Source organism: Pseudoalteromonas luteoviolacea, from assembly GCF_018100925.1.
Taxonomy (GTDB): domain Bacteria; phylum Pseudomonadota; class Gammaproteobacteria; order Enterobacterales; family Alteromonadaceae; genus Pseudoalteromonas; species Pseudoalteromonas obscura.
In genome coordinates this window covers 203476-217085 of record NZ_JAGJEH010000009.1, presented here as the reverse complement: position 1 = coordinate 217085, position 13610 = coordinate 203476, and the positions used below count along the sequence as shown (strand labels likewise).

Annotated in this window: 11 protein-coding genes and 1 riboswitch; of the genes, 5 read left to right on the top strand and 6 right to left on the bottom strand. The window is 41.3% G+C overall.

Going from position 1 to position 13610, the window contains the following annotated elements:
- Window positions 1–798, top strand: a complete 798-nt coding sequence (tcdA, locus tag J8M00_RS20160) for a tRNA cyclic N6-threonylcarbamoyladenosine(37) synthase TcdA (protein ID WP_211012288.1) — start codon at window positions 1–3, stop codon at window positions 796–798.
- 482 nt (window positions 799–1280) lie between these two features.
- Here the strand turns inward: tcdA and J8M00_RS20155 are convergent, their stop codons facing one another.
- From J8M00_RS20155 to J8M00_RS20130, 6 genes are all read right to left on the bottom strand, one after another.
- Window positions 1281–1688, bottom strand: coding sequence for a SufE family protein (locus J8M00_RS20155; protein ID WP_211012287.1), 408 nt, complete (start codon window positions 1686–1688; stop codon window positions 1281–1283).
- 2 nt (window positions 1689–1690) lie between these two features.
- Window positions 1691–2902 carry an aminotransferase class V-fold PLP-dependent enzyme gene (locus J8M00_RS20150; RefSeq protein ID WP_211012286.1) on the bottom strand — a complete coding sequence of 404 codons (1212 nt, stop codon included), beginning with the start codon at window positions 2900–2902 and terminating at the stop codon, window positions 1691–1693.
- A gap of 125 nt (window positions 2903–3027) precedes the next feature.
- Complete coding sequence (locus tag J8M00_RS20145) at window positions 3028–3582, bottom strand: DUF4136 domain-containing protein (protein WP_211012285.1); 555 nt, start codon at window positions 3580–3582, stop codon at window positions 3028–3030.
- Between the two features lie 107 nt (window positions 3583–3689).
- Window positions 3690–6467, bottom strand: a complete 2778-nt coding sequence (locus J8M00_RS20140; RefSeq protein ID WP_211012284.1) for an ATPase — start codon at window positions 6465–6467, stop codon at window positions 3690–3692.
- Window positions 6464–7015, bottom strand: coding sequence for a condensin complex protein MksE (locus J8M00_RS20135; protein WP_023399439.1), 552 nt, complete (start codon window positions 7013–7015; stop codon window positions 6464–6466). The genes J8M00_RS20140 and J8M00_RS20135 overlap by 4 nt, the downstream gene beginning before the upstream one ends.
- 10 nt (window positions 7016–7025) lie before the next feature.
- The gene (locus J8M00_RS20130) at window positions 7026–8294 is read right to left on the bottom strand and encodes a hypothetical protein (RefSeq protein WP_211012283.1); all 1269 of its coding nucleotides are present in this window, start codon (window positions 8292–8294) and stop codon (window positions 7026–7028) included.
- A gap of 158 nt (window positions 8295–8452) precedes the next feature.
- Here J8M00_RS20130 and nhaD point away from each other — a divergent pair, with 158 nt between their 5' ends.
- The 4 genes from nhaD to J8M00_RS20110 all read left to right on the top strand — a co-directional run bounded on the left by nhaD (window position 8453) and on the right by J8M00_RS20110 (window position 13565).
- Entirely contained in the window at window positions 8453–9700 is a 1248-nt protein-coding gene (gene nhaD / locus J8M00_RS20125) for a sodium:proton antiporter NhaD (RefSeq protein WP_023399441.1), read from the top strand.
- Window positions 9701–9818: 118 nt separating this feature from the next.
- Window positions 9819–9992: riboswitch (Lysine riboswitch) on the top strand.
- An 87-nt stretch (window positions 9993–10079) separates the two neighbouring features.
- The gene (lysC, locus tag J8M00_RS20120) at window positions 10080–11426 is read left to right on the top strand and encodes a lysine-sensitive aspartokinase 3 (RefSeq protein WP_211012282.1); all 1347 of its coding nucleotides are present in this window, start codon (window positions 10080–10082) and stop codon (window positions 11424–11426) included.
- Window positions 11427–11587: 161 nt separating this feature from the next.
- Window positions 11588–12118 carry a DUF924 family protein gene (locus tag J8M00_RS20115; protein ID WP_211012281.1) on the top strand — a complete coding sequence of 177 codons (531 nt, stop codon included), beginning with the start codon at window positions 11588–11590 and terminating at the stop codon, window positions 12116–12118.
- Window positions 12119–12239: 121 nt separating this feature from the next.
- Window positions 12240–13565 (top strand): sodium-dependent transporter, encoded by a 1326-nt coding sequence (locus tag J8M00_RS20110; RefSeq protein ID WP_211012280.1) that lies wholly within the window; start codon window positions 12240–12242, stop codon window positions 13563–13565.
- The last annotated feature ends 45 nt before the right edge of the window (window positions 13566–13610 follow it).

Genomic DNA, 13610 nt, shown 5'->3' with positions numbered 1-13610 from the left:
ATGACAGAACAAGATACATTACTTCGTTTTGGTGGCATCGGTAGATTATACGGTGAACAGCAACTGACATGGCTAAGTGAAGCTCACTTTTGCGTCATCGGGATCGGTGGGGTTGGTAGTTGGGCCGCAGAAGCGTTAGCAAGAACAGGTATCGGACATATTACCTTAATTGACCTAGATGATATTTGTGTAACTAATATCAATCGTCAATTGCACGCTGTTACCGAAACGGTAGGTGATATCAAAGCGGAAGCAATGAAAACACGTTTGCAAAGTATTAATCCACATTGCCAGGTTACCGTTATCGATGATTTTATCACACTTGAAAATATCAAAGAGTATATTCAAGGTTTTGATTACGTTATTGATTGTATTGATGCTGTGAAAGAAAAAGCAGCCCTGATCGCACATTGCAAACGAAATAAAATACCAGTAATGACAACTGGTGGTGCAGGGGGACAAACGGATCCGAGCCAAATTTGCTTTGGTGATGTTGCTAAAACGACCCATGACCCTTTGCTTGCTAAAGTGAGATACCTACTGCGTAAACAATACAACTTTACATCAAATCCAAAACGAAAGTTTGCCGTTGATTGTGTATATTCAACGGAGCAACTTGTTTATCCGACCGGAGACGGGGCTGTTTGTAAAGCAAAGCAGCAAGCTGATGGTAGCAAAAATATGGACTGTGCTACTGGCTTTGGATCTGCAACTATGGTGACTGGCAGCTTTGGTTTTTTTGCAGCTGCACGGTCTATTAGAAAATATTTAGATAAGTGTGCTCGGATCAGCAAATAAGTCTTCAAAGTCAATACAGTGTTCGCATGCAAAATATATTAGGTGGCGGAACGTACCTTATTGAAAAAATAGCGAACACTTTACTCCATCGGTAGTTGGTGAGTGAACCTTTAGGTGCTGTATGTCTGAGTACATGTGCTGCGTGTGGAACTGTTAATCTAATTACGTATCAGCGATAAAGACTATTGACCATAGATTGGTTAAAAATAACAAGCCTTAATGTGTCAGCTACTCTAAACAGCTCGGTACAACAATTAAACCAATGAGCCATTTAATTAGCATATTTGCATCACCTAGAGGATACATACTGCAAAGCGCTTCGAGAATGATAAATCATTTCAGTTAGCTAAGATAAGTCTTAAAGCCCACTTAAAAGATGAATGAGTCACGATTAAGTGGGCTGCTAAACACCATGCTCATGCCTATGGATGTCTTGGGCTTAGGTAAAGGATGATTTCTGTTTGAGCTTGTTGAAGGGCTGTCTATTGGAGTACTTCAACTTGGCGTTTTATTTGCTCAACAATGGCTTTAACACCATTGCCCCTTGATGGGCTTAAGTGTTTAATTAGGCCCATTTCTTCGAACAGCTGATAAGCATCAATGGATTGAGCGTCCTGTGGGAGAGCGTTGTTGTAACACGCTAGGATGATAGCTAGCAGCCCCTTCACAATTCGAGTGTCTGAGTCAGCAATGATGACTAGTCTTTGTTGTGATTCATCTAGGTCCAAATGAAGCCACACGTTACTTTCACAACCCTTAACTTGCGCATCAGGGGTTTTTAGTGGCTCAGGTAATGCAGGTAGCTGCTTGCCTAATAACATGATCTCTCGATACTTAGCTTGCCAGCCTTTTAAACTATTTAATTTGCTTTGGATTTGATTGATATCCATTTTTATTCTTCCAACATCTCAATGGTTTCCATAAGCGCAGCGATAAAGGAATCTATGTCTTGCTGATTGTTATAAAAAGCAAGGCTCACGCGAACAGTTCCAGTAATATTTAAATGTGCCATAAGTGGCTGGGTGCAATGGTGCCCACTCCTGACGGCAATGCCATAAGAGTTGAGAAGCGTGGCAATGTCGAAGTGGTGCTCATTTTTATACGTAAAGCTTACCACGCCGATATTGTTTTTATTGTCACCCCATATTTTAATGCCGTCGATTTGGCGTAGTCGAGTCAACAGGTATTGATGTAGTGATTGCTCGTAGGCAAGTAGCTCGTTTTTATTAAGCGAAGTCAAATAGTCAAGCGCCGCACCAAAACCAATTACGCCACAGATATTTGGCGTACCGGGCTCAAACTTCTCGGGGGCATTTCTAAATGTTGTGCCTGCAAAGCTCACGGTATCAATCATTTCCCCGCCAGTTTGATAAACGGGTAAATTGTTGAGCAAGTCATAACGGCCATATAAACCACCAACACCTGTTGGCCCAAGTGCTTTGTGAGCTGAGAATACAAAAAAATCGCAATCTAGCGCTTTAAGATCAGGCCTCAAATGCATAAAAGACTGTGCGCCATCAACGACTGTGATGGTTCCGTAGGGTTTAGACGCTTCAATTAGTTGTTTTACGTCATGAATATTACCAAGAGCGTTTGACGCATGGCACAGGCTAATTATCTTAGGTTTTGTATCGCGAATAAGCTCAATCGCGGCAGATTGATCTAAAACCCCTTCTTTTGAAATAGGTAAAAGCGCAATTTTTGCCCCGGTTTTTTCAGCAGCTTGTTGCCAAGGCACAATATTCGCGTGATGCTCAAGCGGTGAAAGCACAATAACGTCGTCTTGACCAAGTATATTAGTAAGGCCATAGGCCAAAAGGTTGAGTGAGTCTGTCGCCCCTTTGGTCCAAACAACCTCGTTGCGTTGGACATTTAAATATTTAGCAAGCTTATCACGCACCGCTTCATATTTTGTTGTTGCTTGTGCACTTAGTGTATGCGCACCTCGATGCACATTGGCATTTTCTTGATGATAAAATTGATTAACAGCGTCAATAACAACTTGCGGCTTTTGCGTGGTAGCGGCTGAATCAAAGTAACAAAGCGGCTGCTCATCAACCAAGTTTTGTAATAAAGGGAAGTCTTTCCGAAGTTGCTCAATCAAGGTATTTGCTCATTAAGAACCATAAACCGCAGAATTTTACCTAATTGAATTAACCTTGCAAGTCTGAACAATTTATTTCTGTTTAATACAATCGAAAAAGGCAGCATGTTGCTGCCTTTACTGGTTTAGTGTTCCACTTTTGGAGGGAAGTTGGACAAAATATCCTTTACGGTATTGTTGACCGTTTCTGTGCGCTTTTCAGGTGACTCTTTCTTGCGAAGGCGTCCTTCTTTTGCGCCGCGCCATACAAGCTGATTGGAAGCTCTGTCGATGACATCAATAACCAAAGTTCCTACTTCATATTCACGTGCTTGTGTTTGCGTATGCCAGCCAACACCCCAATAATTCCAACGGGCAGAGTAGCTGGTATTGAATGTATCTACGTCAAGTTTTGTATCAACCGCTGCATGAAAGTTTACCATGACATCTGCCTGAGCATTTTCTACCAAGGAGAGTCCATGTTGCGCCATTTCAGTAATAATTGCATTGCGAACGCGCTTTTCCATCAGTTCACTGATCTGATAGTTTTGGGCACCTTTGTCAAAGTTTGCAGTGTCTGGAGACCATGAAAAAGTTTTGTAGTTGGCAAATTCAACTGATTTATCATAGTCCCAATCAGGGGTGTTAGAACAAGCACTTAATACTATAAAACTTAGCGCTACAAGCAGGTTACGAGTCATTTTTTACTCCTTAATTAAGGCTTTTGGCCTTGTAATACTAACTGGACCAAAATTGATAAGCAAAAAGCAAATAAACTTTAAGATCCAGTAAGTAAGACCAGTTAAAACTATGAATGTTCCACTTCAATCCAGTCTTTTTCATCAACCCAGTTCTGACTTCCCTGATTAACACTGCGGATAGGAACCAAGTAATCACAGCTGATCTGTGGCTTAACTGAAGCAAATATTGGCACAAACCCGAAACTCAGTGCAGTTTCGATAATTGCTTTTTGGTTCTGCGGGTCGATATCCGCAGCCTCATCAATGTATATCGGTATACGATATAAAGCTTGCTCTTGATCAGACAATAGGTAGCGAATGAACAGCATGCCACATAACAGTTTAATGGTAATGCGGGTACCATTTGAGCCCGCAGAGTCAATTTTATCAAAGTGCTCGGTTTCACCGGCTCTATTGACGACTTCAAAACGAATATCGAATAAATCGGTAAGCGTTAAGCCTGCTTTTTCACTGGCTAGTTTAATGATATGGTCTTTTGCTTCATTAACTGCATTCTCATCTGCTTTTGCTTCACTAAGCAAGTCGAAGCTGTCCCCTTGCTCATAGACTTCAGAAGTGCTGATAATAGTATCAATGCTGTCGACCAGCATTTTGCGAGGGATAACATTGATCTTAAATGCTTTTAAGTTCGATATACGGTGCTGGCTGATACCGCGGTTAAAGCTATTCATTTCACGGCGTAATCGATCTAAATCCTCTCTTAAGCCTTTTATTGTCGCAGCGACTTCGGTCAGGGCAACACGCGCTTGACGCTCAACAGCATCGCGTTCGTTATCAATATTGTGGTATGCGCTGATCAATTTAGCGTACTTGGTTGACTCGTCGGTTTCGTTGTCAAACTTGGTGATGCCTGCATTGTAGATATGTAGATATGTATTGCGCACATTAACATCTAAGTTTCTCAGCTCTTGGCAATCTTTGTTGAACTGGTGGACTATTTCCGACAAGTTATCAAAATCGATCTTCACGTCAATAGGATAGGGTGTCTGTTTTCCTTCATAAATTGCTAACGTGTGGTCGATACGCTCGGACTTAACTTGCTTAAGACGATCGCTTTGTCTCAAAATAAGATCTTGTTTACTTTTTATGATCGAGCGGCGATCTGAAATTGATCCTGCATTGCGTTGTACATCTTGTAAATAGTCATCTACTTGCTCGCGTTCGGCACCTAATTGGTCTTTGAGAGCCATTTGTGCCTCTGCCGACTGTTGCATGGTTTGGAATTGCTCGAAGCGTTTAAGGGCATCTTCAGTAGCCATGAGTTCTTGATACAAGGCATCGCGCTCTTGCTGCTTGTCAGCAACATTCGCTGCAACTTCTCTTTGCTGCTTTAGCTCTGTCAATGAACGTTGCAGTGCTTCGAGCTGGGCTTGCAATTGTGCTTTGTTCTCTCCACTTTGCATTTGCACTGGCGCTAGCTTTTTGAGTTTAACGCTCACACCAGGTAATTGCAGCTCACCACCTTTTACTGCGTTTGAAAGTAAGGATAAGAAATCAGCAAACGCATCTTCATCGTGAATGGTTACCTCACCTTGAGAGGTGGTTGCAAACGAAAGCAGATCAGGGTTCAGTATACGAGAGATTTCTTCCACTTCTTTGAGTGATAGATCTTCTCTCATACGAGTAAATAAATTGAACTCTAGGTTTTTAAGTTGCAGCTTTAAGCTCTTTATCTGCTTCTGAGTTTCACCAATACGGTAATCTAAAGTGTGTAAACTCTGACCTTGTGCGCTGTTGATTGAGAATGACAACTGCTCATACTCTTTCTTTAAAAGAGTGAGGTTTGTTTTTAGTGTCGCATGGTTGGTTAATTCAAACTCAGATTTGAGTGCCTGATAGTCAGTAAACCATTGCTCAATTTGTGTTTGTTTACGTTCAATATCACGAGATTGCTGAACATAAAGCTGCTGTTTTTGTTCAAAATCACGTTTTTCTTGCTCGATATTTTCGAGTTGCTCGTTCAGTTCGTCGATTTGTGACGTTTGATATTCATCGAATGCGATAATAGCTTGATCAATTTTTGGCGCATAAGCTGCCAACTTACCCTTGATGGTCGCTTCGCTTTCAATCATTTGCTCCAGTGCAGCAATCGGCTCTTGCATTGATTCTAAGGCGGTAAGTTCACGTTTAGAGCGATTGACTTTATCGAATGCACGTCGCCAGACTTCGTAAAAGTCGACTTTTGAGTTTGACATATGGCGTTCAAAAACACGTAACATAAAACGTTTAACATCATGAGCGCCTAACTTATGTAGATTCAAAATGCGTCTAAAGATCTCTTTGTAGATCGCGGCGTCTTGAACATTGTTAAGTGGGATCATTTTAAGATTGATGTCACCATCATATGGGGTTGCGCCCCCGGTCAAGAGTGCGTTTAGCTCAGCGGCTTTTAGCTCTATGGCTTTGTAACCTTTTGATTCTAAATGATTGAATAGTTTAGTGTATTTAATGATGCTTTTACCTTCGGTAAAATCATCTAGGTTAAGTTTACCGTTGTAGCAAAAAAACTGGTGCGCGTAACCTGCGATTTTACCAAGCCCAGCCACGCCAATGACTACGTCACCATGGGGTAGGTTTGCTTCTAGTAAAATGTATGACTGATCGCTTGAGAAATAGAATTTTCGGGTTTCTTCTAAATCGTGACCGTCCCATTCAGTCAAGCGCAAATCGTTAACCAAAGGAAATTGAAGTGCATTGATAACTGAGCTTTTACCTGTGTTGTTAGGGGCGCAAATAGACGCACTTTTGTCCAGTGGGATAACACACTTTGCATAACCTGCGGTATTTAAAAGCGCTAGCTTACTTAAACCATATAATTCGCTCATACTTCTTCCTCTAGCGCTTCAAAATTGTCTTCGTTAACTTCCATTAGGGCATCGATATATCTATAAACTGGCGCTAATAGTACAAAACCGCGTTCAGTTTCTTTACACAATCCAAGTCTCAACATTCGTAAAAAAACGTCTTTTCTCAAGTCTGATCCTGAGAAGATCTCTAACTGATCAAATAAATGTTTGTTGAGCTGGATAAGCGTTTGCATCAGTTCCAAATCAATTTGTTCATCAAACAATGCACGTAATGGATCTTTACCCTGATTTGCGTAATATTCTATGAGAATAAAAACCGTTAAAGCGATAGCGCGACTTATCTTGCCCATATTTGGGGTACTTTCGTCACTGGCAAGGTAGTAAAACCCTCTCGCATCATGTTGTAAATCATGACCAAGCGCTGCAAAAAGCGCTTGGTATGACTCTATATGCTGGTCCAGCTCTTGCCAGAGTGTCGTATCTTGTTCACTGATGTGATATCCACCAGCAAGCTTTTTGTTGATGGCTTGCAGTTGTGATAAATCGTTTAGATTAATTTGTGTCATGGTGTCGTACTTATTGTTTTGCTTTTTCAGCGTCAGAAGTATTATTCTCTGTAGCGCTAAATGGATACAATTTGATTTTGGTATTAGCGAGTTGCATCGATTCTTTTGAATCGGACTGACTGACTATCAATTCAGGGTCGCTAATAAGTTTTTGATACAAAAACAGCATTTCGTCAGCTTCTAGGCTAGGATAGCTATCACTTAAAAAGCCAAGCAGGGCAGTGCGCTTTTGCCCACTGGTTGAAAAAGACTTTTTGACGTCTTGATAATCAGGAATGTTGGGGCTTTGATATGCTGGTACATCTTGATGATCTGGCAATTGGTATTCTTCATGTTCAAATTCGGCAAGGCTTGCCATATAAGCGACCATGTGACGCTTTTGGCCGAGGTTAAAGCGCTGAATATCGGATACAAAGTCTGGCTGAACCGGGCTAAGCATACGATCCACACCATTTTTCCGGATAAGTCCCAGTACTTTGGCTGCTTGGCGAGTAATTAGCGTATTGCGTCTTAATTCTTCACGCAACGGCATAAGCATATCGGCACTCTTACCCAAACTTTCTCTGCCAATTAAATGCATGTCTAAAATACGTGTTCTCAGTTGCTCAAGCATACGTTTGTCTTGAGCCCCTCGTCCAAGCTGTTCGATTTGGTTTATTTGCTCACTAATTTGCGTTTCTATGTCGCTAAAACAAGCTTGGAATGGACCGTGTATGTCAACCATTTCAAGCATTGGTTCAATGTATTCGTCAAACGCTTCGATGACTGCTTGGTAACGTCGCTTCAATGATAAGTTGCTGTGATCAGATTTGGCTTGCTCTACAAGATTGAGAATTGCACTCTCATTGTGTTGATAAAGCTTTACAATTTTTCTGACTCGCTCATCCATTATGCGGCTAAAGCGTCGAAGCTCACTATGGTCGCCTTCATTACCCGCCTGAGCTAAGCGTGCTCCAAGCCGTTGCAAATCTTTAACTAATACGGTGATTTCTTCAGCAAGACCTAAGTGCTCCTCTTGGAGCAAAAAACTTGCAAAATCAGCGACTGCACGGTTGATTTCGAGTTGCGAAGACTTAGCTAGAGGAATAATAATTTCTTGATTAAGCAGTCTATTTGTTTCTTTGTAAACCCGTTCACTTGACCAGTTTGGGTTCTTCAATTTTATTAAGTTTTGTACATCTTTTATACTGAAATCAGACATTTTAAATCGCTTAAATAGCAACTCTAAAACGTTCCAGTGTTCATTTAATGTATTAAGAACTTTTTTCGCTGGGATCATAACTTTCCAGTTTGTATCATTTTTGTGACATCACTTGTTCACGAATTTGTCATAAATTGTAATTATTGATAGCGGTCACTTGCCCATAGTGTTAGACTCCGCGCCGATTTACATCACCCTTTACAAAAATTACATTTGATTACAGGTTGTTTACGCGTATGGTCACTTCCATAATCCTAACCCTAATAGCGCTAGCTTTTGTGCTTATCGTTATAGAGGATATTATCCATGTAAACAAGGCCAAAACGACGCTTTTTTTTGGTACTTTATGTTGGATTATCGCTTTTATATCTCCAATTCATGGCGAAAGCTCAGAAACTATACAACATCAGCTCGATCACAACATCTTAGAAATTGCGACGTTATGGCTTTTTTTAATGGCTGCGATGACTTTTGTTGCTTATTTAAACTCTAAAGGTTTTATCCAAAATATTGTCCATCGCATCATGCCTGAGCAGATCAGCGAGAGAAAGTTAATGTTTCTCGTCGGTGCTTTTGCGTTTATATTTTCTTCGATTTCTGACAACATTACTGCGACGCTAATATCTTTGGCTGTTGTCATGTCCTTAAAGCTGGATGCGAAAAAGCTAGTAAAGTATGCCACATTAATCATTTTTAGCGTAAATTCTGGCGGTGTTTCGCTGATCACTGGTGATGTAACAACCTTGATGATATTTTTGGCGGGTAAAGTCACAATACCGGATCTCTTGCTGTTAGTTTTGCCGGCCATCGTGAGCGTATTTGCACTGGCAGCTATGTTATCCATCGGTATGAATGAGCAACTTTACTTTGCACGCCAAGAATTACGCCGTATAGAAAAGACTGACATAACTATTGCAGTCATTTTTATGTCCACCGTACTCGCTACGTTGTTTTTAAGTGTTCAGTATCAAGTACCGCCTATGCTGACGTTTTTATTCGGTTTGTCATTTATGTTTCTAGTTGCGCAATTTTTAATGCGAAAAAAAGACGTCAACAAAAAGATAATTGATTACATTAGAGAAATAGAATACGACACGCTGCTATTTTTTGTTGGTGTACTGCTGCTGGTGGGGGCGCTCAAGGAAGTTGGTGTGTTAAGTATGTTTACTGAACTCTATCAATATTTGGCGCCTGAATATGCAAACTATTTGGTTGGGTTGCTTAGTGCAGCAGTAGACAATGTGCCACTAACCGCAGCGCTATTAAAAGCGCAGATCGAAATGACCCCACAGCAATGGCTGACATTTACCTATGCAACAGGAGTGGGTGGCTCTATGCTAATTATTGGTTCAGCTGCTGGTATTATTGCGATGAGTAAGGTAAAAGCATTGACTTTTATGAGTTATTTAAAAATGGCGCTGTATTTACTGATTGCTTATACCATAGGTTACGCTGGCTCGTATTATATGGGGCAACTTATTTAAGCTTTTTTAGCCTTAAGGTACAAAACTACTTGACACCTAGACGTCTAAAAGATAGTTTTTAAAAGCCTGCTCTTGTAGCAGGTTTTATTTTGCCGGTGTTCAGCTTAATACCCGCAAAATAGACAGAAGAGGTGCGATGCTTAGGTAGCTTGTTCGAGGACACGACATCCGACGACAGCAAGCGAGGGAAGTATTCGCCGAGGAAAGTGATTGGTCGCATCAATGACTTTTCGGTTTACGGGGTTGAATCCTCGGAACTGTCACCGTTTATTGGTGGAGAGCTTCTGGCAGTGGTTTTTTCAATATATTTCTATTTCCTCTTGCCAAGTTAGTTCTCCTTATTTTTTTGATAGTACATGTGCTATCACAAGGAGATAAAATGAATTCCCAGTCTGTTGTTGCTAAGTTCGGTGGTACAAGTGTTGCTGACTACACTGCTATGTATCGTTGTGCACAAATTATTAACGACGACCCTACAGTAAAAGTAGTGGTTGTAAGTGCCAGTGCAGGTGTTACAAACCACCTAGTAGAACTAGTTCAACAAAAAGCCAATCATGAAGAGCGCTTGGCACTGGTAGAAGCGGTCATGCAAATTCAGCATCGTATTCTTGAACACGTGACCCTAGACTCTGATTTACAAACTGGTTTTGAAGAAACTTATTTAGAATTTAAAGAGGTAGCATTGTTACCTGCACTGAGCACACAGCAGTGTGATGAAGTGTTGAGTTTTGGTGAACGCTTTTCTTCATTCATTTTTACTCAAGTGCTACGAACGCTAGGCGTCAATTCAGTCCGTTTTGATGTTAGAAACATTCTAAAAACCGATAGCAGCTTTTCCAAAGCGACACCTGACATTGAAGCTACAGCAGTAGCAGCCGCTAAACATTTGGCTCCGTTGCTAGACAATCACGTGGTCGTAACACAAGGTTTTATCGGTAGTGATAAATATGGGCAAACAACCACTTTAGGTCGCGGTGGCTCTGATTACAGTGCGGCGTTGATCGCAGAAGCAATTGATGCTGGCAGTGTTCAAATTTGGACTGATGTAGTTGGCATTTTTAGTACAGATCCTAGGCTCTGTACTAAAGCAAAACCAATTCCGAGATTGAGCTTTGACGAAGCGGCTGAAATGGCAACGTTTGGCGCGAAAGTACTGCATCCAGCGACGATATTACCAGCCAGCAGAAAAGGCATCTCTGTCTTTGTCGGCTCCAGTAAAGCGCCCGATCAAGGTGGCACGTGGATCGAAAAAGAAACTCAGACTCAGTCTGGGATCCGTGCCGTCACACAACGTAAGAACCAAATCCTATTAACATTAAAAAGCCCTGAGATGTTGTTAGCTAGCGGCTTTCTCGCGAAAATATTTACGATATTAAGTAACTACAATATATCGGTCGATCTTGTTACGACTTCTGAAATAAGCGTTGCTTTGACCTTAGATAACGCGCCCAACGCGTCTCGTCCAGAGCTTGAACAAGCGTGTCTTGATGAGCTCGGTGAATTTTGCCACGTTAGTGTAGAGAACAATTTGACGTTAGTCGCTATGATAGGTTCTGAAATTCAACTAAAAGGGGGCGATGATTGTTTGGTTGATGTGTTATCTGAATTCGATATACGTCTAATTTGCCATGGTGCAAGTCGTCACAATTTATGCTTCTTAGTTGAACAGGCCAGCTCTGATCAAGTCGTTCAAGCAATCCATCAAAAATTGTTGGAAGCGGCCTAAAATTCTGGTTTTACGATAGTAGCTTAGGTATATTTTCTAGGCTACTATCGTTTCTGTTGTTGACGAAATAACTTTATAACAAATATTAATGATAAAGTTGCAATAAAGAACCCGAGGTGGCAATCTTAATAAAGTAACAATAATTTGCATAAGGGCCTCCCATGCAGTATCAAGATATCTATGAGTTTTGGTTTGTTACATGCTCAGAAAAAGATTGGTGGCAGAAGTCATCAGCATTTGACCAAAAAATCAAAAGCCAATTTTCAGTTCTACATAAAATGGCACACAATGGCGAGTTGGAAAGGTGGCGAGATACCCCAGTCGGCTCATTGTGTGAGATTATCGTTTTAGATCAATTTCCAAGAAATATGTACCGTGATACACCACAGGCCTTTGCCAGTGATGCTCTGGCTTTGAGCTTGTCTCAGCAAGCCATAGATAAAGGGTTTGATCAGGCGTTAAACGATACAGAAGTCGGTTTTTTATATATGCCGTTTATGCATAGTGAGAGCGCGGTTATTCATCGCCAAGCAGAGGTATTGTTTCGTGAATTACCAGGCTATGAATTTGAGCTGGCACATAAAAAAATAATTGATCGATTTGGACGTTACCCTCACAGAAACGAGATTTTAGGTCGAGTTTCAACGGATGAAGAAATTGAGTTTTTGCAGCAGCCAGGGTCTAGTTTTTAATTGGTGAGTTTTATTCATTAATGGGCAAGGGAAGTCCCCGTATCGGGGTTGTTGTGCTCGCATTTTTCAATCAAAAAGGTATAATCGCTGGCCAAAACAATAATTATATTTGTGTTCGAATATGGCTCAGGTACGTGATGGTTTTCAAAGCCGACTTGGCTTTGTCCTAGCAGCAGCGGGTGCCGCTGTTGGTTTAGGAAATATTTGGGGCTTCCCAACTCAAGCTGCCAATCATGGCGGTGGTGCATTTTTACTCGCATATTTTATCGTTATCTTTTTGCTGGCATTACCAGCCTTGTATACCGAGCTTTATCTCGGTCATCAAGCACAGGCGAATCCAGTAAAAGCGCTCAAACAAGCTTGGCAAGAAAAGCAGCCAAGTGTGGGGGCGGCCGCCGGTTACATAGGTTTGAGTGGCGCAATTGTGATGCTCAGCTTCTATTCTATTGTCGCTGGTTGGATGCTGGCACATTCTTTAGAACCATTAACTTCGTTGTTTGGTATGGATGCCGTGAGTCAGTTTTTAACTGGTGACTCAACGACGAGAAACTTTGTGTTTACGCCTCTGATGTTGCTGCTAACTGCGGCAATTATTCTTAAAGGGGTGAAATCTGGTATAGAAACTTGGTCTCGTCGACTAATGCCGATGTTGTTGCTGTTGTTGTGCTGTTTGATTGCTTACATGGCAACGTTGGAGGGGGCGGCAGAAGGCTTTAAAGCTTACTTGGTTCCTAATTTTGATAAAATTACAGATCCGGACTTGATCATCGCAGCCATGGGTCAGGCATTTTTCTCTCTGTCCCTTGGTGTCGGCTGTATGATGATTTATGGCTCATACCTAAAGCCGAATGAAAATCTACCTAAGTTGACTTTTAGTGTTGCTATGTTGGATACCGGTGTTGCATTTTTAGCTGGCTTGCTGATTATACCGGCTATTTTCGTGGCGCAGCAAAATGGCGTGGAAGTTTTTCAAGATGGAAAATTGGCTGGGGAAGGGCGTCTGATCTTTGCGATATTACCTGAGCTGTTTAAAAGTATGGGCCAGATAGGTATTTGGGTCGGACTAACGTTCTTCGTGCTTATGTCAATTGCTTCTTTAACTTCGACTATTTCCTCTACAGAAATACCGGTTTCATTCTTAGTCGAAAATCATGGTATGGAAAGAAGAAAAGCAACATGGATTGTTACTTTGGTGATTTTAGTATGCTCAAGCTTAATCATAATGAACTTTGATTGGCTGTTCGGTTTGGTGATTTCTGTTTTCACTCGATATCAATTACCTTTGATGGGGCTTTTCTACTTTATCACAGTCGGTTGGATGTGGAAGCGAGGTAATACACTGCTATTGGACGCGACAGGTTTACGCTATTGGTTTGCTCAGTATTTGCGATTTATTTGTCCGATACTAATGACTGCCGTATTCGTTAATGTCGTTATCAATAAATAACACCAAATTGCAGATAACAAGAGAGCGCAGCCAATTGGCTGCGCT